At 61.5% G+C, this 22,691-nt stretch carries 22 protein-coding genes and 1 tRNA gene; 17 read left to right on the top strand and 6 right to left on the bottom strand.

Features of this window, described 5'->3' with window-relative positions; all coding sequences use genetic code 11:
- The first annotated feature begins 4 nt into the window (after positions 1 to 4).
- Together AB0O87_RS09905 and AB0O87_RS09910 are read left to right on the top strand one after the other, a co-directional pair.
- Positions 5 to 514 (top strand): FMN-binding negative transcriptional regulator, encoded by a 510-nt coding sequence (locus tag AB0O87_RS09905; protein WP_363514874.1) that lies wholly within the window; start codon positions 5 to 7, stop codon positions 512 to 514.
- Positions 511 to 2,007 carry an amidohydrolase family protein gene (locus AB0O87_RS09910; RefSeq protein WP_363514877.1) on the top strand — a complete coding sequence of 499 codons (1,497 nt, stop codon included), beginning with the start codon at positions 511 to 513 and terminating at the stop codon, positions 2,005 to 2,007. Before AB0O87_RS09905 ends, AB0O87_RS09910 begins: the two co-directional genes overlap by 4 nt.
- Positions 2,008 to 2,081: 74 nt before the next feature.
- Here the strand turns inward: AB0O87_RS09910 and AB0O87_RS09915 are convergent, their stop codons facing one another.
- Positions 2,082 to 2,567: a DNA starvation/stationary phase protection protein gene (locus AB0O87_RS09915; protein ID WP_363514880.1), complete on the bottom strand. Its 486-nt coding sequence runs from the start codon at positions 2,565 to 2,567 to the stop codon at positions 2,082 to 2,084.
- A 130-nt stretch (positions 2,568 to 2,697) separates the two neighbouring features.
- On the opposite strand from AB0O87_RS09915, the gene AB0O87_RS09920 reads away from it, so the two are divergent.
- The 5 genes from AB0O87_RS09920 to AB0O87_RS09940 all read left to right on the top strand — a co-directional run bounded on the left by AB0O87_RS09920 (position 2,698) and on the right by AB0O87_RS09940 (position 8,085).
- Complete coding sequence (locus tag AB0O87_RS09920) at positions 2,698 to 3,234, top strand: gamma carbonic anhydrase family protein (protein ID WP_363514883.1); 537 nt, start codon at positions 2,698 to 2,700, stop codon at positions 3,232 to 3,234.
- Between the two features lie 30 nt (positions 3,235 to 3,264).
- Positions 3,265 to 3,338: transfer RNA gene (locus AB0O87_RS09925), tRNA-Ile, on the top strand.
- Between the two features lie 311 nt (positions 3,339 to 3,649).
- Positions 3,650 to 6,940, top strand: coding sequence for a hypothetical protein (locus tag AB0O87_RS09930; protein WP_363514886.1), 3,291 nt, complete (start codon positions 3,650 to 3,652; stop codon positions 6,938 to 6,940).
- Positions 6,941 to 7,034: 94 nt separating this feature from the next.
- The gene (locus tag AB0O87_RS09935; RefSeq protein ID WP_363514889.1) at positions 7,035 to 7,727 is read left to right on the top strand and encodes a class F sortase; all 693 of its coding nucleotides are present in this window, start codon (positions 7,035 to 7,037) and stop codon (positions 7,725 to 7,727) included.
- Positions 7,728 to 7,824: 97 nt separating this feature from the next.
- Positions 7,825 to 8,085, top strand: a complete 261-nt coding sequence (locus tag AB0O87_RS09940; protein ID WP_363514892.1) for a DUF6458 family protein — start codon at positions 7,825 to 7,827, stop codon at positions 8,083 to 8,085.
- A gap of 8 nt (positions 8,086 to 8,093) precedes the next feature.
- Here AB0O87_RS09940 and AB0O87_RS09945 read toward each other — a convergent pair whose 3' ends face one another.
- Positions 8,094 to 8,411, bottom strand: a complete 318-nt coding sequence (locus AB0O87_RS09945; RefSeq protein ID WP_363514895.1) for a hypothetical protein — start codon at positions 8,409 to 8,411, stop codon at positions 8,094 to 8,096.
- Positions 8,412 to 8,606: 195 nt separating this feature from the next.
- Between AB0O87_RS09945 and AB0O87_RS09950 the strand changes: the two genes are divergently transcribed.
- Positions 8,607 to 9,506, top strand: coding sequence for an alpha/beta hydrolase (locus tag AB0O87_RS09950; RefSeq protein WP_363514898.1), 900 nt, complete (start codon positions 8,607 to 8,609; stop codon positions 9,504 to 9,506).
- Here the strand turns inward: AB0O87_RS09950 and AB0O87_RS09955 are convergent.
- Complete coding sequence (locus AB0O87_RS09955) at positions 9,478 to 9,951, bottom strand: Lrp/AsnC family transcriptional regulator (RefSeq protein WP_363514901.1); 474 nt, start codon at positions 9,949 to 9,951, stop codon at positions 9,478 to 9,480. The two genes, AB0O87_RS09950 and AB0O87_RS09955, sit on opposite strands and share 29 nt — an antisense overlap.
- 171 nt (positions 9,952 to 10,122) lie before the next feature.
- Here AB0O87_RS09955 and pdhA point away from each other — a divergent pair, with 171 nt between their 5' ends.
- The 3 genes from pdhA to AB0O87_RS09970 are packed head-to-tail and all read left to right on the top strand — an operon-like array spanning position 10,123 to position 13,615.
- Complete coding sequence (pdhA, locus tag AB0O87_RS09960) at positions 10,123 to 11,238, top strand: pyruvate dehydrogenase (acetyl-transferring) E1 component subunit alpha (protein ID WP_363514904.1); 1,116 nt, start codon at positions 10,123 to 10,125, stop codon at positions 11,236 to 11,238.
- Positions 11,239 to 11,240: 2 nt separating this feature from the next.
- Entirely contained in the window at positions 11,241 to 12,251 is a 1,011-nt protein-coding gene (locus tag AB0O87_RS09965; protein WP_363514907.1) for an alpha-ketoacid dehydrogenase subunit beta, read from the top strand.
- Positions 12,248 to 13,615 (top strand): dihydrolipoamide acetyltransferase family protein, encoded by a 1,368-nt coding sequence (locus AB0O87_RS09970; protein WP_363514910.1) that lies wholly within the window; start codon positions 12,248 to 12,250, stop codon positions 13,613 to 13,615. The genes AB0O87_RS09965 and AB0O87_RS09970 overlap by 4 nt, the downstream gene beginning before the upstream one ends.
- On the opposite strand, the gene AB0O87_RS09975 is transcribed toward AB0O87_RS09970, so the two are convergent.
- The gene (locus AB0O87_RS09975; RefSeq protein ID WP_363514913.1) at positions 13,608 to 14,216 is read right to left on the bottom strand and encodes a TetR/AcrR family transcriptional regulator; all 609 of its coding nucleotides are present in this window, start codon (positions 14,214 to 14,216) and stop codon (positions 13,608 to 13,610) included. The two genes, AB0O87_RS09970 and AB0O87_RS09975, sit on opposite strands and share 8 nt — an antisense overlap.
- Before the next feature lie 111 nt (positions 14,217 to 14,327).
- Here AB0O87_RS09975 and AB0O87_RS09980 point away from each other — a divergent pair, with 111 nt between their 5' ends.
- Genes AB0O87_RS09980 through AB0O87_RS10000 form a run of 5 tightly spaced genes read left to right on the top strand, consistent with a single transcriptional unit; the run spans position 14,328 to position 20,303 of the window.
- Positions 14,328 to 15,881: a carboxyl transferase domain-containing protein gene (locus tag AB0O87_RS09980; RefSeq protein WP_363514916.1), complete on the top strand. Its 1,554-nt coding sequence runs from the start codon at positions 14,328 to 14,330 to the stop codon at positions 15,879 to 15,881.
- Between the two features lie 5 nt (positions 15,882 to 15,886).
- Positions 15,887 to 17,815 carry a biotin carboxylase N-terminal domain-containing protein gene (locus tag AB0O87_RS09985; RefSeq protein WP_363514919.1) on the top strand — a complete coding sequence of 643 codons (1,929 nt, stop codon included), beginning with the start codon at positions 15,887 to 15,889 and terminating at the stop codon, positions 17,813 to 17,815.
- Positions 17,812 to 18,966: an acyl-CoA dehydrogenase family protein gene (locus AB0O87_RS09990; protein ID WP_363514922.1), complete on the top strand. Its 1,155-nt coding sequence runs from the start codon at positions 17,812 to 17,814 to the stop codon at positions 18,964 to 18,966. Before AB0O87_RS09985 ends, AB0O87_RS09990 begins: the two co-directional genes overlap by 4 nt.
- Positions 18,967 to 18,975: 9 nt before the next feature.
- Positions 18,976 to 19,464: a MaoC family dehydratase gene (locus tag AB0O87_RS09995; RefSeq protein WP_363514925.1), complete on the top strand. Its 489-nt coding sequence runs from the start codon at positions 18,976 to 18,978 to the stop codon at positions 19,462 to 19,464.
- Complete coding sequence (locus AB0O87_RS10000) at positions 19,461 to 20,303, top strand: CoA ester lyase (RefSeq protein ID WP_363514928.1); 843 nt, start codon at positions 19,461 to 19,463, stop codon at positions 20,301 to 20,303. Before AB0O87_RS09995 ends, AB0O87_RS10000 begins: the two co-directional genes overlap by 4 nt.
- A 105-nt stretch (positions 20,304 to 20,408) precedes the next feature.
- Here the strand turns inward: AB0O87_RS10000 and AB0O87_RS10005 are convergent, their stop codons facing one another.
- Both AB0O87_RS10005 and AB0O87_RS10010 read right to left on the bottom strand, forming a co-directional pair.
- Positions 20,409 to 20,996, bottom strand: coding sequence for a histidine phosphatase family protein (locus AB0O87_RS10005; protein ID WP_363514931.1), 588 nt, complete (start codon positions 20,994 to 20,996; stop codon positions 20,409 to 20,411).
- On the bottom strand, positions 20,993 to 21,832 hold the full coding sequence (locus AB0O87_RS10010) for a Sir2 family NAD-dependent protein deacetylase (RefSeq protein WP_363514934.1): 840 nt from the start codon (positions 21,830 to 21,832) through the stop codon (positions 20,993 to 20,995). Before AB0O87_RS10010 ends, AB0O87_RS10005 begins: the two co-directional genes overlap by 4 nt.
- A gap of 50 nt (positions 21,833 to 21,882) precedes the next feature.
- On the opposite strand from AB0O87_RS10010, the gene AB0O87_RS10015 reads away from it, so the two are divergent.
- Entirely contained in the window at positions 21,883 to 22,680 is a 798-nt protein-coding gene (locus AB0O87_RS10015) for an RNA methyltransferase (RefSeq protein ID WP_363514937.1), read from the top strand.
- The last annotated feature ends 11 nt before the right edge of the window (positions 22,681 to 22,691 follow it).

Raw genomic sequence — 22,691 nt, forward strand, 5'->3', positions numbered from 1 at the left:
TCGAATGCGACACAACCCCAGCTTCACGCTGGAAGATATGACCGAGATCCGCCGTGTGATCGAAAACAACCCATGGGCAACGATCATCAGCAACGGCGGGGATGGCCTCATCGCCTCTCACTACGCCGTACTCCTTGACGACACGCGTGCGGTTCCCACCTGGAACTACACCGCGGTTCATCTTTCTGGCGTGCCGGAGATCATGTCGGACGAAGAGAATCTCGAGGTGCTTGACCGACTCGTCGCACACTTCGAGTCCCGAATGTCAGATCCACGGATGATGTGGGAACGACCGAATGATCCAGAGTACGTGCGAGGCCACGCATCGGGAACGGTGGGCTTCCGCCTCACACCGACGCGCGTCGTTGCGAAACGGAAACTCAGCCAGAACAAACCGCCAGAGGTAGTGGAATCGGTGATCTCGTTTCTCAGCGGTGACGGTCCGTATGCCCACCCCGAGCTGGCCGACGAGATGCGCCGCGCGCAAAAGCCACAGACGGAAGAGAAAAAGTGACCGATCTTGGTTCGGCGATCAGCACAGTGCGTGCCGTCAGACTTGCGGGGCCTGGGCGCGAGTATTTGGTCAACGAAGAGCCTGTCGATATTCACATCGTCAACGGCACGATCGCAGACATTTCCCCGACGGGTGCCCTCCCTGCGCGTGGAGAGGTGCTTGATGCGGAAGGCGCGTGGGCGGTTCCTGGTTTATGGGACAACCATGTGCACACGGTGCAGTGGGCACTGGCGGCTGAGCGCGCACCGCTAGGACACGTGACCTCCGCCGCACACGCCGCCCAGGCGATGAGCAGTGTCGAGCCATTGCCTGATGGTCGCCGTGTGGGGACGGGGTTCCGTGATGCTCTGTGGCCAGATCGTCCCTCGCTCGACGCCCTCGACGCCACAACCGGCACTGTTCCGACCTACCTCATCAACGCCGACGTTCACAGCGTGTGGTTAAACTCCGCAGCGCTCGCACGTGAGGGGTTCTGGAGTGACGACGGGATGCTCCGCGAAGAAGACGCGTTCGAGATTTCACGGCGTCTGAACGCGGTGGATCCTGAGCATGGTGATCAGGCGATGATGCGCGCGGGGGAGCAGGCCGCGGCGCGAGGCGTGACCGGACTCGTCGACTTCGATATGGCGTGGAACGCCGAAGCATGGCCCCGCAGACTGCGGGCCGGATTTGCTTCGCACCGGGTCGAGTTCGCGGTATATCCATTCGATCTTGATCGCGCTGTCATCGCAGGATTGCGCACAGGCGAGTTTTTGACCGAAGACGAGGTCCCCGAGGCGGCTCGCGGTTTGGTGCGGGTCGGACCGGTAAAGGTCATCACTGATGGTTCGTTGGGAACGAGAACGGCGGCGTGCTCGCATGCTTACCCTGGCGACCCACAGAACTTCGGGGTGCTCACGGTTCCGGCGGACCAGCTCACCTATCTGATGACGCGTGCGACAGGCGCAGGCCTGGCGATCGCTGCGCACGCGATTGGAGACCGGGCTATTACGGCGGCGCTCGACGCTTTCACCGCCAGCGGGGCGAGCGGTTCGATCGAACATGCGCAGCTGACACGACATTCGGATCTCGCCCGCTTCGCGCGGCTTGGTGTCGTGGCCAGCGTGCAGCCGCAGCATGCGGTCGATGATCGAGATTTGGTGGACCGCCATTGGAACGAGCAGACGGCAATCAGGTACCCGTTGGCTTCGTTGCGAGACGCGGGGGCAGAACTCCGCTTCGGATCAGACGCACCTGTCGCAGATCTCGATCCATGGCATGCCATCTCTGCCGCGGTTTCGCGCACAGCGGGCGAGCGCACGCCGTGGCACCCGGAAGAGCGGCTCACACTCGATCAGTCGCTTGAGGCGAGTGTGCGTTCATCGCTGCGTCCGGGGGAACCCGCAGACATTGTGTTGTGCGCCACCAATCCGCGGACGGCGACGGGGAAGGAGCTGCGGTCGATGAGGGTCGTCGCCACGCTGCTCGCTGGTCGCACCACTTTTGTGAGCTGACGACTCCATTTGCACACAAAAAGGTGGCCCTCGGAATTCCGAGGGCCACCCTTTTGTACTGTCTGGCTGTGACGTCAGGCTGCGACGTGGGAGATCAGGAACCAGCGGTCCTTCTCCAGACCACGCTGGATCTCGATGGCGACATCCTGGCTGGTCAGATCAACCTCATCGAGGCCATCGACTGCGGCCTTGACGTCTACAAGAATGGCGTCGATGTCAGCGACAACGGCGTGGATCAGCTCGTCGGACTGCGTGAAGCCAGCGGGAACGGAGGTTGCCCCGGCCTTGTCTGCGACAGCGCTCACACGAGCGTCAATCGGGAGGCCAAGAGCGACAATGCGCTCAGCGGCGGTGTCTGCGAAGTCGCCCGCGTGGGCCACAATCGTGTCGAGCAGTTCGTGAACGCCGACAAAGTTAGCGCCGCGTACGTGCCAGTGGGCCTGCTTGCCGTTGACGGTAAGTGCCTGAAGACCGAGCACGACAGGGGAAAGGAACTGAGCCGCCCCTGCAGCCACGGTCGGGTCGATGGCGGTGGTGGAAACAGTCTGTGCCTTGCTCATCTTGTGCTCCTCTGGAACGGGTTCTCGTATCTGATGTAGATAACGCTACTCACGCTCAGACATTCCGCAAGCAAGCTGAGGCTCGGCTCACTTCCGCGTGATTCCGCGGATGTGAGGGTAGTCTGCCCTTATGAGCATTGCCGATGGAGCATCCGTTCTCGCCCTGCCAGATAAGCAGCCAGTGATTGATTCGACGGCATTCGTTGCCGATGGAGCGCGAGTCATCGGCAGTGTCACGATCGCCGCGCGCGCAAGCGTCTGGTACAACGCGGTGCTGCGAGGTGATTCTGCGGACATCGTGATCGGCGCCGAATCCAACGTGCAGGACAACGTATCCATCCACGTGGATTCAGGGAACCCTGTGCGTGTGGGCGCTCAGGTGTCGATCGGACACAACGCCGTTGTGCACGGCTGCACTATCGGCGATGGCACGTTGGTGGGAATGGGGTCGGTGATTCTCAGCGGGGCGGTGGTCGGAGCGGGCTGTCTGATTGCAGGCGGAGCAGTCGTGCTCGGCGGCACAGAGATTCCCGCAGGCTCACTCGTCGCCGGCGTTCCTGCGAAAGTGCGCCGAGCCCTGAGTGACGAGGAGCGGCGGGGACTGATTGCCAATGCCGAGACCTACCTCGCACACGCGCAAACCCATACCCAAGCGACGCAAGTGTGAGGGCGACGGCCGCTAGGCTGGAATAAGTACGGGGCGGTGGCCAAGCTGGTTAAGGCAGTGGGCTCATAACCCAACGATCGTCGGTTCAAGTCCGACCCGCCCTACTGTTTCATCACGGAGCGTAGCTCCCCGCACGATGCAGAGATCGCTCTGTTGTCGAGTTTGCATTCGCGCTCACCCTGCTTTCACCCCTCCCTAACCCTTTATCTCATCCTTTACGCCACCCTCAAATCACCCAATTCTCGCTGATTTGACAGCACCATTACGGTGCGGCTTAGGGTTGCCTCGGGGGTCACACGAAGCGGCAATAAATGTGCGCGCGGAATGATCTGGGGAAGTGATGACGGGTGTTCGAATGCTGATTTCCGGGATAAAGTCTCGTGCTGCCGCAATAGCTACAATTTTTGGGCTCGTGGTGGGCAGTCTTGTAATAGGTGCCACTGCCGCTCATGCCGCGGCTTCCGGTGAGGTGGCGGTGAGCACAACAACACCCATCGTTCAGGAGTCGGGCAGGACTTTCAGTTATCAAATTGACGTAGCCTGCTCTGGGCTGAATGCATCTGAGGCGTGCCTTGACGCGCGAGTTTTCATCCCTTTCGATGACGCACTGGAAACGTACTCTGACCCCGCACACCCCGATAACGTCGGGGACAGCGAGTGGACGTTCGATGTGGCAACCGGCGCGGGAATGGTCCCTGTGGTGGGGGCGGAAGAAACAGTTGACGGTGTCGACGGCTACATGATCACGTTCCAGGGCGGCCTTGAGCCTGGCGAGTCAACTGCTGTTCGATTCAACATCGTCACTGAGACACGAACGACACCGAACGGCACGACTTGGGAGATCAACCCGGTGCTGACGTTTACGGCCGACGGCACGCCCATGACTGAGCGAGTACTCGCCCCAGTCACCGGCACAGCGACTGCAGAATTCGATTATGAGTTGACCAAAACTTTCAGCAGCGGTCGCGACACCTCGTTTGCCCCCGAAAAGAACTCTGCCACCGGCGAAATAATCTACATGCGCCTCCGCACGATAGATCGCAACAGCGTCGCTGGTTCGCTCATGGTGAGCCCAGGGGACGACTGGGTGTTCACAGATGTAGTTCCCGATGGGCTCGAGTATCGCGAGGATCTGAGTGACCCTGATTACGCGACAACCTACGACGCGGCGACGCGCACGATCCGCACGGTCGTGCCCGGCGATGTTGCGGTGCCAACTATCTACGGTTATGCGTTTGAAGTAACAGAAACGATCGCCTCCGGTGAAACAGCGACGATCTCGAACTCTGCGCAGATGACAGCGCGCGGGCTTGCAGAGCCGGAGGCGATTGAGCGCACGAGTACGGCGGATGTGCATCTGTCGAACTTCACGCCTTCGGCTGGACTGTTCAGTAAAACTGCGAGTGGTAACATCCCACGTGCAGCCAGATTTGGCGAAGTGCTCACCGATGATCAGACGACAGCCGAGGCGTATTACACGCTTTCAATGTCGCGTGTGGACCTCGGGGATTACACGGGTCGCATTGTTGACGAAATGCCCTGCTATGACAATCCTGTAACGGGTGGCTATAGCTCCGGTGATGTCGAGAGTTTGTGTCAAGACGTGGTAATTAACGTCACGTCATTGGCAACCTTCGGGGACCCAAGCTTCCATTCTGATGTCGACTACACACTGACCTTTGCTGATGGAAGCACGCAAGTTGTTACGGTGCCCATGCAAAACAACGCCACGGCTGCGAGAGAAAACGCGGTCGCAGTACCTGCTGGTGTCGTCGCTATTGAGGCCGAGATTGATATTGCACCGCGTGCTGCCGGGTCGACGACCGCTGTGCAGACTTACGTCAGTTTCACCGTCCCTGCCGATCCACGCTTGGTGGATGGCACGCTCATCGAGAACCGTGCGAATTTTTGGACTAAGACCCCCGACACTGAGTACGGAACACGTTCAACGGACGATGCGGACCTGATTGTTCGTTATTTCGAACCGGAGCTCTCCGTTGGCGCGCAGAACGCTTATCGCGAGTTGGATGAGACAGGAAGCCTGGCCACCGGTAGCTACCTGGCTGTGTACATGGGTGCACATGCTGAGGTCCCGCCGTTGACGCCGGAATACGAGAACATCCGCTCTGTCTTCTTGTTCCCGTCTACGGATACGGGTATCAGTCTGCAGCTTACGGAAACGACGCTGAACAACGCGTTTGGTCCAGGTAATTGGGAGTACTTCGAGGACTACCAGGCCACCGGGCGTCCAGCTCTGGAGTACACAGGAGTGTCACCGATATCTAGGACATGGCCGCTACGATTCGACGTCGAGGACGCTGTCGCTGGCGTTTACGACTACGAGGTTTACAGCGCGGTTGACGGGTACGACGCAACGAGCTGTCAGCGAAGCATCAGCTCAAACAGCTCGCCTGTTGAACTCACCTACCCAGATTTCTGGCCGGTTTCGGAAACTCCTGTCTGCACGACCACTGGCACGATTGTGCTGACGGGGCCTGTGCATGCTTTCGATATTGAGAAGGAGATCCGTGAGGACTCTGGCTCACTCTGGATGGGCGCGTCGTCAGAAGCTATCGTGGCGCCGAGCGGTTCGGTTCAGTACCGCCTCAGCTATGCAAACGTTGGTCCCGCAGCGCATGAGGGCGTTGTGATGTATGACGTTCTGCCTCGCGTCGGCGACACGGGGAGCGTTGCGGGTCAGGCGGATTCGCCACGTGGCTCGACGGCGCCGGCCTACCTCACGCACGCGGTTGATGCGCCTGCGGGCTTCACGGTGGCTTACTCAACATCTGAAACGCCTTGCCTTGCGGGCGTGAATGATTCGATCCCCGACTGTGACGATGATTGGAATGAAACAGTTCCGAGTGACCTGACTGAGGTGACGGCGATTCGGCTGATGGCTGATGCGGGCCATGTTGTCGAAACGGGTATGTCTGTGTCCGCGATCATTTCTGTCGCGTTCGCCGACGGAACGGAGCCTGGGCTCGAAGCATGGAACACCGTTTCTGCCGGTGGTCGTGTTGAGGGGCAGTCGGACAATATGCTCTCGACCGAGGCTCCGAGCGTGGGCTTCACGTCAGCGGCAACGGTCACACCTGTTGCCCCTGTGTTCAATGCTGCCGAGACCTGTGGGGTTCAGGGCACAGTGACAATTGCTGAGACGGAAGGTGTTGTGTACACCGAAACTCGTGAAGGCGACATCGTGACGGTTACAGCCTCCGCCGTGGACGGGTTTGCGCTGATGCCTGGCGCGGAGTCGAGCTGGGAGATCACAATCCCCGCTGCTGAGCCGTGTGACGTGGAGGTGACGCCGGTTGCTCCCGTGTTCAATCCTGCGGAAACATGTGGTGTTGAAGGCGACGTAAAGATCGCTGAAACCGAAGGAATCGTCTACACCGAGGCACGCGAGGGCGACGTTGTAACTGTCACGGCGACCGCCATCGAAGGGTACGTCCTCACCGAGGGTGCCGAGGTTTCATGGGTGTTCGAGATCCCTGCGGTAACCCAGTGTGCTCTCGAACCGCCGGTTGTAGAGACCACGCCCCCTGCGGAGACACCAGGAATCGAGGGCGCCGGAGTCGTGGCCGGAAGTCCGCTTGCCGGCACGAGCAACAACCTTCTTGTTGCGGGGGGAGCAGCCATGGTTCTCCTGGCGCTTTTGATGGGCGCGTTCCTCTCACGCAAGCGCTCAGCTAGTGACTCTTGAATGAAGAGCCCTGCGTCCTGGTAGGAACAGGCGATTGCCCTGGAAAGGTGCGCAGCACGTGAGTAGTGGAGCACAGAAACGCTGGTCTCTGCGTATGGGTGGGATCGTGGTGGCGCTGCTCCTGATCGCCGGAGCAGTGGTCATGTATATCGGGTTTGCTGAAACCGGTGAAGTCGAAGATGCGAAGCTTCCTGATGCACCCATTACCGTCGGATCTGACGCGCCATTGCGAGGCGATGCGGGCGATGCCACGGTAGACACGAACGCCGGACCTATGGACGCGGCCTCGATGCAACCCATGCACTATTTCATCCCTGCGCTGGGCGTGTACTCGGAGATCCTCCCGATGGACGGCTTCGAACCATCGCGCTACTCCGGCTTCGAATCCCTGCAACTCCCCGGCGACCCAGAAAAGTCCGCGTGGTTCGATCCTGGCGGCGGGCTCGCGTTCAACGAACCGGGCACAGAGGGAACGACGATGCTTGCGTCGCACGTTTCGGGTGAAGGTAAGTGGGGGGTCTTAAAGGAGCTCTACAGCCTGCAGGGCGGTGAGCTGGTGTACTCCACGGACGCGGACGGGGTTCTGGCAGCGTGGAAGCTCACAGATCTATATACAAAGTTCCACACCGATTTTCCGGAGGAGTATTGGAACTCCAACGGGGTGCGTCGGCTCGTGCTGACCACCTGCGGTGAATACGACCCTGCTTCTGGCACGTACTTGCAGAACATTTTCGCGGTAGCTGTCCCGGTAGACCCCGTAACGAAAGAACCCTTCACACAATCCTGAACATGATGGGGGAGCGTGCTGTCAACCCCCTCCTCATGGCGCGTGCAACGCGTCAGCCTCGTTGTATGCGGCAGCGTGCTGCAGAACGGGAGGCTTTATGAGTATCGGCAGCGGAATCGCCCTATTCGTCATCGGCGCGATCCTCGTCTTCGCGATCAACGTTGACGTGGCATGGCTAGACCTCGACATGGTCGGCTACATCTTGATGGGGGCCGGAGTCTTGGTGTTCCTCATCGGTATCGTGATGCTGGTGCGCCGCCGACGCACGGAGACTGTTTCTCGCACCTCAGTCGATCCTGCAACAGGAGAACCGACCACTCGCCGCTCGGTGAGCTCAAGCGGCGATGGTGTGGTTTAGCGCCTCGATCAGACGCTGACGGCCGGCTCCAGATGCTCTTCCACGAGCGTGATTCCGCCACTTGAGCTCGCAGAGTGCGCGAGTTCCTCGATCCACCGTCGGCTGAGCTCGGGGGGAGCGGCATCCTGAAAGACAAAACGCAGGGGGATCGACGGGTGAAGCCACAGGGTTGAGCGGCCGGGTGCACCACCCTCAGGGTGACGCCACGACAGCGTAAAGCTCTCGTTTCGACGGAGCTTGGTAGCGATGACTACTTTGAGGTGCGCGAGCGCCCTGTCGTCAATCTGAATCGGCGTATGGGCGTCGCCGTAATAGAGACTGCCCATCAGCAGCTGGAGGAATTAAACGTAAAAGCGGAGGGGGAAAGAACCATGGTGTTCCTCGATGCGTGCTCAAGGGACCGAGAAATCGGTCCAGTTACTTGAACTCTAACCAATATTTTGGATGTCGTGCGCACCGACTCGAAGTATCTAGTCGCGATGCGAAAGTTCTTCAACGCTGCTCTCTCCTAGAATCAGATGATGAGCGTGCCTTCACCGTATGCGGACCGTCTTCGTCGCCTGCCAGTGAAGCGCGCGGAGATCGAGGTGCGCGGCGCAACCACCGTGTACTGGATCTATGGGCCTGCGGATGCGGCGACGACGGTGCTTGCCGTGCACGGCTTCCGCGGCGAACATCATGGGCTCGAGCCGGTGCTCGCCTATCTTCCCGATGTGCGCGTTATCGCGCCCGATCTGCCGGGCTTCGGCGAGTCCGTACCGCTTCCTGGTCGTCGACACGATCTCGACGAGTATGCGGGTTGGCTGGATAATTTTGCGAGTGCGGTCGCGCCGGAAGCCGTCATTCTGGGCCACTCGTTCGGCTCCATCGTCGTCGCGGCTGCGGTAGCGCGCGGGCTGAATACCCCGCGCGTGATCCTGATCAATCCGATCGGGGCACCAGCGCTGGAGGGGCCCAAGGGGCTAATGACCCGCCTCGCTGTGCTGTACTACGCGCTGGGCGCTCGACTGCCGGCGAAACTGGGGACGGCGCTCTTGCGCAACCGCCTCATTGTGCGCGTGATGAGCGTCACGATGGCGAAGACGTCGGATCCCGAGTTGCGACGCTTTATCCACGACCAACATGACACTTACTTCTCGCGGTTCTTCGATCGTGACGTGCTGCGTGATGCGTTCGTGGCGAGTGTGTCGCATGACGTGCGCGAATTCGCCCCGGAGATTGCTGCGCCTACGCTGCTCATCGCGGCTGAACGTGATGACATCACTCCGATCGAGGCCGAGCGCACGCTCGCTACGCTCTTTCCTGACGCCACGCTTGTCGAGATTGCGAAGGTGGGGCATCTGATCCACTATGAGACCCCCGCAGAGGCGGCCGGGGCGATCAGACGCTTCCTTAGGATTCGCGTCGCGCGAGACCGATAAGACCGGCAACACGGAAGGGGATCACTTCCCCCATCGCCAGTGAGGTCTCGGTGCGTTCGACCCCCTCAATGGAAAGGATGCGCGCGTCGGTATCGAAGAGGTGACGGGCGTCGCGACATGCCACTCTGGCGAGAAGGTCGATAGAACCGCTCAGTCCGTGCGCCTGTACGACTTCGGGAATGCGCGCGAGCTCGCTGATGATCCGAGGAAGCTCCGTTTGTCGCACCCCGATACTGACGAACGCTTGTAGCGGGAACCCCAAGACATCAGGAGAAAAAGAACGCTCGTAGGAGAGGAAGATTCCACTCTGCTCCAGTCGCGCCATGCGAGCTTGGATCGTGTTCCGGGAGAGCCCCAGGTTCTCGGCGAGCGCCACGACCGTGGTCCTTGGGTCATCCGCTAGGGCGGCGAGAAGTTCAAGATCCGTGCGGTCCATGCCTGACATAGTGCCAAACCATAGCAGGGCGGGCATCGGGCAAATTGAGCAACATGCTCAATTCCGCCGAGAATGCTTGAGCGACGTGTAAACCAGTCGTAGCCTCAGAACATGCTGGCGATGACGCCGGCATCCGTGCGCGGAGCCTCACGAGGGCCCCCGCCGACGAGGAGGACGACGATGTCACCGCAGATCACCCCTATCGCAGACACCGCTCAGGATCTAGAGCTTTCGGAGCGCATTCTGTCGCCAGATGGGACCAGAGTCCTGAACCCTCGGCTCGATCCATTTGTCGCGGATGTTGACCCCGCCCAACTCCGTTCGCTGCTTCGCGACATGATCATTCTCCGCCGCATCGATGCGGAAGGCGTTGCTCTGCAACGTCAGGGACAGCTCGGGCTCTGGGCGCCCTGTCAGGGCCAGGAAGCCACGCAAATCGGAACAGCTAGGGCGCTCGCTCCGGCTGACTACGTCTTTCCCAGCTACCGCGAGACCGGCGTGATCTACGCCAGGGGTGCGAAGCCGGGCGACTACGTGCGCATGTGGCGGGGTGAAGAGGGCGCAGCTTACGATCCTGCGGAGCTGCGGATCGCTCCGTTGCAGATCATTATCGGTGCGCAAACGCTGCATGCGGTGGGTTACGCACTCGGAATCAAGCACGACGGAGCCGACGAAGTCGCCGTCACATACTTTGGCGATGGCGCCACTAGTCAGGGCGATGTGAACGAGGCGATGATCTTCGCCGCCTCCTATCAAGCTCCGGTCGTGTTTGTTTGTCAGAACAATCACTGGGCGATTTCGGAACCAGTGACGGTGCAATCGCAGTACCCGATCGCGGGGCGCGCACCTGGGTTTGGTATACCAAGCCTCCGCGTCGACGGTAATGATGTTCTTGCCTGCATGGCCGCAATGCGCTGGGCTCTCGACCATGCACGCACAGGCAACGGCCCTGCCTACATAGAGGCCGTGACGTACCGGATGGGTCCGCACACGACCGCTGACGATCCCACCCGCTACCGCGACACGGAGGAGCTGGAGTCTTGGCGTCAACGTGATCCGATCACCCGCCTCGAAGCCCACCTTCGCGCCGCCGGTGAACTCACTGACGACCACGTGGCCGAAACCCAAGCGGCAGCAGACGTCGTCGCAAAAGACATGCGTGCGGCCTGCCTCGGGATGGTGACGAGGCCGCCACTCGCCGTTTTCGATGGGGTGTACGCAGAACCACACACGGGTCTCGACCGCCAGCGTGCGGAGTATGCCGCGTACGTGTCGAGTTTCGAAAGTGAGGTCTGAGCGTGCCAGAACTCACTCTCGGTAAGGCGCTCGGGGCTGGCTTGCGTCAGGCGATGCGCGACGATGACAAGGTTGTTCTCCTCGGCGAAGACATCGGCAAGCTCGGCGGTGTCTTCCGCATCACGGATGGACTGCTTGACGAGTTTGGTGCTGCCCGCGTGATTGACACCCCGCTGGCGGAGTCCGGGATCGTTGGCACCGCTGTCGGGCTCGCGTTTCGTGGCTATCGGCCCGTGGTGGAGATCCAGTTCGACGGGTTCGTCTATCCCGCTTTCGATCAGATCGTCGCCCAGGTGGCGAAGCTGCACTACCGCACGCAGGGGCGCGTCAAAATGCCCATCACAATCCGCATTCCGTGGGCTGGTGGCATCGGCGCGGCCGAACATCATTCGGAATCGCCCGAGGCCTATTTCGTTCACACCGCTGGTCTGCGCGTCATCGCAGTCTCCAATCCGGAAGACGCCTACCGCAGTCTTCGTCAGGCGATCGCGTCTGACGACCCCGTTGTCTTTTTTGAGCCGAAGCGGCTGTATCACCACAAGGGGGAAGTCAATCTCAACGCCTCACTCGCAGATGCGCCCCCGATGGGGCTCGCACGAGTGGTCAGAGAGGGGACCGACGCCACTTTGATCACCTATGGCGCGATGGTGACGACGGCATTGCAGGCAGCGCAAGCTGCGGAGGATGAGGGGACCTCGGTTGAGGTCATCGATCTGCGATCGCTGTCGCCAGTGGATTATGACTCAGTCGCGGCGTCGGTGCGAAAGACCGGACGGGTGGTCGTCGCGCACGAGGCGTCAAGAGAAGCCGGTGTCGCGGCGGAAGTGATTGCCAGTATTACCGAGCGTTGTTTCGAGTACTTGGAGTCTGCGCCGCTACGGGTGACGGGGCACGATGTGCCGTATCCACCCGCCAAGCTCGAGAAGTACTATCTGCCAGACCTCGACCGGATTCTTGATGCTGTCGACCGAGTTCTAGGCAGGCCGAACAGCATGACGGAGGCGCACGCATGATCGCGGATTTCCATCTTCCTGATCTCGGCGAAGGGCTTACCGAAGCCGAGGTGGTGCAGTGGCTGGTCGCGCCAGGCGATGCGGTCACCCTGAACCAAACACTCGCTGAAGTTGAGACGGCGAAGGCGATCGTAGAGTTGCCCTCGCCGTACGAAGGAACCGTGTCGACTCTGCATGCCCAAGCAGGCGAGACCATCGCTGTCGGGTCGCCGTTGATCGCCTTCCTTGTCGAGGAGGAAGATGCGGGAACAGGAGAAGATCCCGCCGGCACCGAAGAGAAAGCTCAACCGAACCTTGTGGGTTACGGAGCAGCGCCCTCCTCTGCAGGCCGGCCAGCGCGCCGTGCGCGACGTACCGCCGGACGGCCACCGGTAACGATTGACGCTGCTGTTCTCGAGGCGGCTCCCCATGACGCGGCGCCCTCTGCCGCTGTGGACACCGTTGTTGAGAGACCGCGATCGACTCCGCCGGTGCGGGCACATGCGAAGCGGCTCGGTGTTGACCTCGTCCTCGTTGCAGCAGAGGTCGGCGACCGCGTCGTCACGCGTGATGACGTCGATGCGTACGCCGAGCGCGTTGGTTCCCGTGCTCTGAAGTCGACAGCAGCACCGGTAACGACTTCTGAGGTGTCGCTCGATTCCCGTGGAGGAGCGAACGGGCAGGCTCGCGAAACTCGGATCCCTATTCGAGGGGTCCGAAAGCACACTGCAGCGGCGATGGTGGAGAGCGCCTTCACTGCGCCGCACGTGACCGTCTTTCACACGGTCGATGTCACGGCCACGATGGACCTGTTAGCGAGTCTCCGCGAAGACAAATCCTTGGCGGCCCACCGGATCGGACCGCTCGCCGTGGTGGCGAAGGCTGTCTGCCTCGCTCTCGATGCGGCTCCAGGATTGAACTCGCAATGGGATCAGGCAGCGGGCGAGATTATTCAGCACAACTACGTCGATCTGGGAGTGGCCGCGGCCACGGAGCGCGGACTCATTGTTCCTCTCATTCGAGATGCAGAACGGCTGAGCCTTGTGGGTTTGGCTGACGCGATCAGATCACTTGCTGAGACCGCACGTGCCGGAAAGACCTCACCGGCGGAACTGACAGGTGGCACGTTCTCGATCTCGAACATCGGGGTGTTCGGGGTCGACGCAGGAACGCCGATCCTCCCGCCTGGGCAGTCGGGAATCTTGGCGGTCGGGGCAGTGCGCCGACAACCTTGGGAGTTTCGGGGCGAGGTGGCACTGCGTCACCTGATGACCTTGAGCCTGTCGTTCGACCATCGACTTGTCGACGGTGCGGAGGGGGCGCGCTTCCTCAAGAGCGTCGCCAACATTCTCGAAGAACCCGGAAGGGCAATGCTTCTCAGGTAGGAGCTCGCAGTGCGGCATCCGCCATCGCGATCAACACGGTCGCGGTGGCGCGGTGCTTTCTGGTGGCGCTGCGTGTGCTGTGCGGAGTCGAGTTGATGAGGCCGAAGCATGCCTGCACTCGTAGTCGCAATGCGTCTTCGTCCCATTCGCCGCCTGCGTCGGTTTGCAACGGCGAGAGGGCGTCCATCCACAGCTCGATGTACGCGCGTTGCAGCCGGCGCACCGCGGCGCGATCTTCGGCCGACAGAAACGCCACATCTCGATCCTGCACTTGAATGACCTCAGCGTTGCCAAGGGCGAAGTCGACGTGAAAACTGATGAGCGCTCGCATGCGTTCCGCCGGCGCGAGCGGCTGCTCTGCCACGCGTTGGCCACCATCGACGAGGTCCTGGCTGACTTTGACGAGGACGGCACCGAGGAGCGCTTGTTTGCCTGCGAAGTGGCGATACACGGCTGGCCCGGAGACGCCGACGGCTGCGCCAATGTCTTCGAGACTCGCGCCACTGTACCCACGCGCGGCGAAGAGTCGCGCAGCTGCATGCAAGAGCGCATCAGAGCGCTCCGCTTTGGCTCGGTCTCGGTCGGTGACAGGGGTTGTCATCACAGTTAATCCTCGCTAACCTGAACCAATCGGTTAGTGAACACTAACCGAAAAAGTATGCACCGCGCCAGGGCATCGCCCGCGCACACGTGAGTCGAGGAGGACATCACGATGCCCGCAACCCAAGAGTCACTCGCTCAGACGCTGCGTCAGCGGCTCTCGACCGCAGCACGCGGGGGGCCAGAGGTATCTCGCGAGCGTCACCTAGCTCGGGGCAAGCTGCTTCCGCGTGATCGCGTGACACGGCTTCTCGACGAAGGCAGCCCCTTCGTTGAGATCTCGCCGCTCGCAGCTGACGGGCTCTACGGAGGGGAGGCACCGGGTGCTGGGGTGATCGCCGGAATCGGGCTCGTGCATGGTCGTCATGTCATGGTCATTTGCAACGACGCGACGGTGAAGGGCGGCACCTACTATCCGTTGACTGTCAAAAAGCACCTGCGTGCGCAGGAGATTGCATCGGAGAACCGGCTGCCATGCCTCTACCTCGTCGACTCCGGCGGGGCGTTCCTTCCTCGCCAAGATGAGGTGTTTCCCGACAAGGAACACTTTGGCCGGATCTTCTTCAATCAGGCACGAATGTCGGCGGAGGGCATCCCGCAGCTGGCGGCTGTCCTCGGGTCTTGCACGGCTGGCGGTGCTTACGTGCCAGCGATGAGCGACGAAACCGTCATTGTGCGAAATCAGGGCACGATCTTTCTCGGCGGGCCACCATTGGTCAAGGCTGCTATTGGCGAAGTCGTGACGGCAGAAGAGCTGGGGGGAGGGGAACTACACGCGCGACGGAGCGGTGTCGTCGACCACCTGGCAGAGAACGACGAACACGCGTTGGAGATTCTCCGAGACATCGTCGCGACGTTGCCACAGCCCGCTCCGCCCGCCTGGGAGGTTCAGCCCAGCCAACCACCCACAGAATTGAGCAGCCTTTACGACGTTGTGCCGGTCGATGTGAACGCCGCGTACGACGCACACGAGGTTGTTTCACGTCTTGTCGATGGCGAGAGCTTTCTGGAGTTCAAGCCCGACTACGGCACCACCCTCGTCACCGGATTCGCTCGTCTGCACGGTCATCCGATCGGCGTTGTCGCCAACAACGGAGTGCTGTTCGGTGAGTCTGCCTTGAAAGGCGCGCACTTCATTGAACTGTGCGACCAGCGCGGCATCCCTCTGCTTTTCCTACAAAACATCACGGGCTTTATGGTCGGCTCCGATGCGGAAGCAGGAGGGATCGCAAAAGACGGTGCAAAGATGGTCACCGCTGTCGCCAGCACCCGCGTCCCCAAACTCACCGTGATCATCGGTGGTTCGTTCGGAGCCGGCAACTATTCGATGTGCGGGCGGGCGTACTCTCCGCGGTTCCTATGGACTTGGCCAGCGAGCCGCATCTCTGTGATGGGGGGCACTCAGGCCGCATCAGTGCTGGCCACGGTCAAAGAAGATCAGATCATTGCCCGAGGCGAAACCTGGAGCGGTGAGGATCGCGCAGCGTTCGAAGAACCTATCCGCGAACAGTACGAACAGCAGGGCGAGCCGTATTACGCGACGGCACGACTTTGGGACGACGGGATCATCGATCCAGCGCAAACACGCGACCTTCTCGGCCTCGCCCTCGATGTCGTCGCCCGCAGCCCCCTCCCGGAGCCACGCTTCGGCCTCTTCCGGATGTGAGCGATATGCCTACCTCGAACAGCATTTCCTTTGACACCGTTCTGGTCGCCAACCGGGGTGAGATCGCCCGCCGAGTGATTCGCACGCTGCGTGACCTCGGGATTCGTAGCGTCGCCGTGTACAGCGACGCTGACGCCACCTCACCTCACGTGCGGGAGGCTGATACCGCTGTGCGGATCGGAGCAGCACCCGCCGCCGAGTCTTACCTCGATATCGACGCGGTGATCGCGGCAGCGCGCACGTCTGGCGCACAGGCGATCCACCCTGGATATGGGTTCCTCTCCGAAAGTGTCGGCCTTGCGGATGCGTGTGCGGAGAGCGGCATCGTCTTCATTGGTCCGTCGATCGAAGCGTTGCAGATTATGGGAGACAAAGCCCGCGCGCGTGAGCACGTGCAGCGGCACGGCGTTCCCGTGGTTCCAGGCTTTGACGCCAAGGGTCTCTCCGACACTGAGATCAGGGAAGAAGCAGACCGGATCGGGTACCCACTCCTTGTTAAACCCAGCGCAGGTGGCGGTGGCAAAGGCATGGAAGTCGTTGCTGAACCCCGCGGACTGCTCTCGGCCCTTGCCTCGGCGCGCAGGGTCGCTGTCGCCGCTTTCGGCGACGATTCCTTGATACTCGAACGGCTGATCAGACGGCCACGACACATCGAAGTACAGGTCTTTGGCGATACTTTCGGCACTGTGCTTACGCTGGGCGAACGCGAGTGCACTTTGCAGCGTCGCCATCAAAAGGTCATCGAAGAGGCACCGTCCGCCGGCATCCCTGAAGAAACGCGCACTCGGATACTGGCGGCTGCGGTGCTGACGGCCGAAAGCGTGAAGTACATCGGCGCGGGCACAGTGGAGTTTCTTGTCGATGCGGATGCCCCGGAAGATGTCTTCTTCATCGAGATGAACACTCGGCTCCAGGTAGAGCATCCGGTAACAGAGGAGGTCACCGGAATCGACCTCGTCGCTCTACAATTACGGGCCGCGGACGGGCTTGCACTCGACGTCAGTCCGCAACTCGCGGGGCATGCGGTGGAGGCACGCATCTACGCCGAGTCACCGGAAAGAGGATTCGTGCCCTCCACCGGGCGAGTGCTGCTTTTCGAACCGCCCACCGGCGTCCGGGTAGAGGCCGCAATTGAGACGGGGAGCGAGGTGACAGGCTTCTACGATCCCATGATCGCCAAGGTTATCGCGTTCGCGGATGATCGCGATACAGCGCTCGCTCGACTGGACCAGGCGCTCGCGCGCACTGTCGTGTTAGGCATCGAAACGAATATCCGGTTCCTTCGTACTCTGTGCCAAAACTCTCGCGTCATGGCCGGCGATCTCGACACTGGACTGATCGAGACTCTGCTTCCCGTGCTCTCGGTGCGTCCGTCGCCCCTACAACTTGCGGCAGCGAAACACGCGGTCTCGCGCTCTGTGACGCCGCTTCGCACACACCCTTTGTGGCGAGAGCTCGCGGGCTGGAGGCTCGGAGCTGATTGCGCCGCCGCGGAGCCGTTCATCGCGCTCAGCGACGACGATGAGCTCCTGACCCTCGATGCGCCGATGCCGATGCCGATGCCGCATTCGCATCTCCTACCCGCAGCCGTCGACGCAGATGGCGCAGTATGGGTCGCCGAAGAGGGCAACACTGTGCGGATTCGTCCCCTCAGCAGGCGTCAGCAAATGAAGCGGCGTCTTGCCGAGCGTGAGACAGGATCAGCAACCACGCAACCCGAAGGCCGTGCTCCGATGCCGGGCACCGTGGTGGCGGTGCATGCAACGGAGGGCGCCACTGTCGCCGCCGGTGCTCCGTTGGTTGTTATCGAGGCGATGAAGATGGAACACCAGGTGCTCGCGCCGCACGATGGCGTGGTGCACCTGCTGGTCGCTGTGGGCGATCAGGTGCGGCGCGACCAACCGGTCGTCCGTGTGAAAACGGAGGAGAGTTGAACATGCACGACCTGTCAGAGGAGGAGCGCGAGCTTGCGGGAATGGTGCGCGAGTTCGCAGAGACTGTTGTCGCTCCACAGGCATACGAAGCCGATCGCACGCACTCGCTCTCGATGGACGTTGTTGCTCAGATGGGCGACCTCGGACTGTTCGGACTGCCGTTCCCCGAAGAACACGGTGGGCAGGGCGGTGACTACATGGCACTCGGTATTGCGATCGAAGCGTTGGCGCGCGTCGACCAGTCCATCGCAATCACACTCGAAGCCGGTGTCAGTCTCGGCGCGATGCCGATCTATCGGTTTGGTACAGATGCTCAGCGTCAAGAGCTTCTTCCCGATCTTCTCGCCGGCAGAGCGTTGGCGGGTTTCGGTCTCACCGAGCCGGAGGCCGGCAGCGATGCGGGAGCCACCAGGACGACAGCGCGGCTCGATGGTGATGAGTGGGTGATCGATGGCTCGAAACAGTTCATCACCAACTCGGGGACGCCCATCACCCGCTTCGTCACGGTGACTGCGGTGACAGGAAACGAGAACGGCCGCAAGGAGATCTCCACCATCATTGTTCCGAACGGAACACCAGGCTTCACCGTCGAAGCGCCGTACGACAAAGTGGGGTGGAACGCTTCAGACACCCACCCACTGACCTTCGATGGCGCTCGTGTGCCGGCAGCCAATCTTTTGGGGGAGCGCGGGACGGGGTTCCGCAGCTTCCTCAGCATTCTGGATGAAGGACGCATCGCCATCGCCGCCCTTTCGACAGGGGCCGCTGAGGGCTGTCTCGAAGCCGCGGTCGAGTACGCCAAGAGCCGGACAATCTTCGGCGCTGCTCTCAGCACGAGGCAGAATGCCCAGTTCACGCTCGCGCGTATGCGTGCTCGTGTGCACACCGCTCGCCTGGCGTGGCACCATGCTGCGCGACTCCGCGATACCGGAAAACCGTTCGCAGAAGAAGCGGCGATTGCCAAGCTCGTGGCGGGAGAGGCGGCAATGGACAATGCCAGAGACGCGACGCAGATCTTCGGAGGCAACGGCTTTATGAACGAGTTCCCGGTGGCGCGTCACTATCGCGACTCCAAGATTCTGGAGATCGGCGAAGGCACAACCGAAGTTCAGCTCCTCGTGATCGCTCGAGGTCTCGGACTGGCCGGGTAGCGTGGCGGTATGAGCGCGAACGACATCCTCCAGCGCGGGCTGTACTACGAGGAATTCGTGGTGGACGCCCGGTATCTGCATCGCCCAGGTCGCACGGCCACCGAGGCAGACAATGTTCTCTTCACCACACTCACGATGAACACGCAGGCGTTGCATCTGGATGCGGCGTTTGCCGACGCGCAGGAGCCGTTTCGCGCGCGTGTGATGAATTCGATGTGGACGCTGTCGACGATGGTTGGTGCGTCGGTTGCGCAGTTGACGCAGGGCACTTTGGTTGCGCAGCTCGGCCTCGGCGACATCGTTTTTCCTCATCCGCTGTTTGCGGGGGACACGCTTTACACCGAGAGCACGATCATGCAGAAGCGGCTGTCATCGTCGAGGCCTGGTCAGGGAATCGTGCACATCGCGCACACCGGACGCAACCAAGACGGCACCGTCGTTGCCACCGCAGTGCGATCTGTCCTCGTGCTCTGCCAACCGGAGGAGTCGGCACTATGACGTTCGATCTCGGTCCGGCGCTCTTGTTTTGCCCCGCTGACAGACCAGAGCGCTTCGCTACAGCGCTTGAACGCGCGGATGCCGTGATTCTCGATCTCGAAGACGCGGTCCTCCCTGATGCGAAAGCAACTGCCCGCCGGAATCTCATCGATGCTGACGTAGACCCGGCGCGCGTGATCGTGCGCGTGAATGCGCCAGGAACCGACGCCTTCGCTTCGGACCTTGAGGCGCTCGCGCAGACCGATTTTTCGACGATTATGGTGGCGAAAAGTGAGACCCCCGAGAGCTTCTCCGCTTTTGACGACCGGTACTCATTGATCGCACTGTGTGAGACGGCGCGGGGCGTTCATGCGGCGGCCAGCATTGCAGCCCACCCGCTTATCGTCGCGATGATGTGGGGTGCAGAAGATCTGGTCGCGTCCCTCGGAGGGACCTCCTCGAGAAATTCTGACGGTGGTTACCGCGATATCGCACGCTACGCCCGATCTCGGGTGCTGCTGGAGGCTGGAGCACACGGGAAGGCGGCGATCGACGCCGTGCACATCAATCTCGATGATGCGGCCGGGCTGGAGCGCGAGGCTATTGACGCCGCTGCCTCGGGTTTTCGAGCGACCGCGTGCATCCATCCTCAGCAGGTCGCCGTGATTCGAGACGCGTATCGTCCAGACGACGCAAGCGTTGCCTGGGCACATGCCGTTCTCTCGGCAGCAGCGCACGAACGCGGCGTCTTCCGTTTTGACGGGCGCATGATCGATGAGCCCGTGCTGCGACACGCGCGTTCTGTCGTCTCCCGCGCCACTGTCTCCCGCGGCGCTGTCTCCCGCGGACCCCGTTCATAACTCAGGAAATAGCCCGCAAACCGGCCAGATAGACAGCAAAACGGGCTGCGGCAGCGGTTCTTCCTGAGTTGTGAACGCAGGGAGATGCCGATGACCGTGCGCGAGTTAGAGAACTGGCGACTCTTCGAGCAGGCGCAGATATCCGGGTGTCGCCAAAAAGCGATGCGCTGACCCATTGAGGATGGGTTCGCCATCGCGCGGCAGCGTACCGCTGGATACGTGATCGATCACGGCTCTGATCACGCCGCCATGCGCGACCACGATTACTGACTCAGCGACGGGACTCGATCGGCGTCGTGCTTCGGCCGCGATAGTGTGCAGCGCCTCGATGGCTCGGGCGCCCACATCCGACAAAGACTCTGCACCTGGGACCGCTGCATGCCAATCGCCATACTTGTCGATGAACTCGGGGACCAGCATGCCTTCGCCCTCCCCAAACTCACGCTCGCGAACATCGGGCACCACCCCCGCGATCGCAATGCCGAGACGGTTCGCGATGATCTCACCGGTCTCCCGTGCTCGCACTAGCGGGCTCGTGTATACCGTGTGGTGCGTACCCGCGGCGAGTTGCTCTGCCGCCCAACGCGCATCTTCACGGCCGGTGTCGTTCAGGGGAATGTCTGTGGAGCCTTGAATTCGCTTCGCCAGGTTCCAGTCGGTTTGACCATGGCGGACGAGGGTGATGTAAGTCACGAAAGAAGTTCCTGTAGGGCGGGGAGCACATCACTGGTGCCCGCGGCGATGGTGACATCGGCCCAGACATCCGCGCGCGTGGGCTCACGGTTGATGATGATGAGCGGAATGCCGCGTCGGCGGGCCCGCTCGACTAGGCGAACACCGGAGTTCACGACGAGTGATGAGCCAGCGACGATCATCGCGGAACTGGAGCGCAACAACGACTCCGCCGCGCGAAAGCGATCCTGGGGCACATACTCGCCGAAGAAGACGACATCCGGCTTCAGCATGCCTTCGCACACTGTGCACACCGGGACGATGAATCCTTCAATGCTCTCGGGAAGCACGTCGCCGTCTGGTGCGAGTGCGACGTTCTCCGGCACCGTGATCCACGGATTCAGATCTTCGATCTGCACAGCGATATCGCGTCTGTCAAACACCTGCCCGCACCGCAAACACAGGACGCGGCGCATTGTGCCGTGGACCTCGATAACGTGTGTGCTGCCAGCTCGCAGATGCAGACCATCGACGTTTTGAGTGATGACGCCTGACACGGGGCCGGCCGCTTCAAGTTCGGCCAGAGCGGTGTGTCCTGCGTTGGGATCGGCGTGCGCGAAAGCCTGCCAGCCGAGATGCCCGCCAATCCAATATCGCCGTCGCGCCGCTTCATCTCCCAGATAGGTCTGGATGGTCATCGGATCGCTACGAGTCCGTGCGCCTTCTCCCCGATACGCGGGAATGCCCGAGTCGGTAGAAATGCCAGCGCCCGTCAGCAGGGCGATGCGCTTCTCCTGCAACAACTCGGCAGCATGGGCGATGGTGGCCGATAAATCGGCAGTATTCGACGCGCTCACATGACCTCCGCGAGCGAGTCTACGGGGCGCACGATGGCAGAGTGGAGCCCGTGGAGCTTGTGACTGTGACCGATGCCGCTGACCGACGCCTCGATGACTATCGTGGCCTGACCGACACAGCGCTTCGTGCCGTGCGGGAACCCGCGGGCGGGCTGTACATCGCCGAGTCTGCGAAAGTGATCGCGCGGGCGGTTTCTGCCGGTCACCAACCACGGTCTGTGCTTGTGCAGGCACGGTGGGTCGACGGCATCCGTCAAATCGTCGGCGACCTCGATGTGGTTGTCTATGTCGTGCCAGACACTGTGGCCGAAGCGGTGACGGGTTTTGCCGTGCACCGCGGAGCAATGGCGGCGATGCACAGGCCGCCGCTTGCTGCAGTCCGAGAAGTGCTCAACGGTGCCTCGCGCATCGCCATCTTGGAGGGCCTGACCGACCACGCCAACGTTGGCAGTGCGTTCCGCAACGCCGCTGCGCTCGGCGTGGATGCGGTGCTGGTAACGCCGACCTGCGCTGATCCGCTGTATCGACGATCGGTGCGCGTCTCGATGGGGACTGTCTTTCAGATCCCGTGGACCAGGATTCCGATCTGGCCGGCGGGCATCGACGAGCTCAAAGACGAGGGCTACGTCATTGCGGGAATGACACTGGGGGAGGGCGCCATCACTCTCGACCATCTGGTTTCAGAGCGGCACGAGAGAGTTGCATTCGTCTTCGGTACTGAAGGCGATGGCATCACCCCGGCGACGGATGCTTTGCTTGATCGTCGCGTCACCATTCCGATGATGGGCGGCGTTGATTCGCTGAATGTGGCAGCCGCAACCGCAGTCGCGTTCTACGCGACAAGATGAACACGGAGCGC

It is taken from the genome of Microbacterium sp. NPDC076768 (genome assembly GCF_040687205.1).
Classification (GTDB): domain Bacteria; phylum Actinomycetota; class Actinomycetes; order Actinomycetales; family Microbacteriaceae; genus Microbacterium.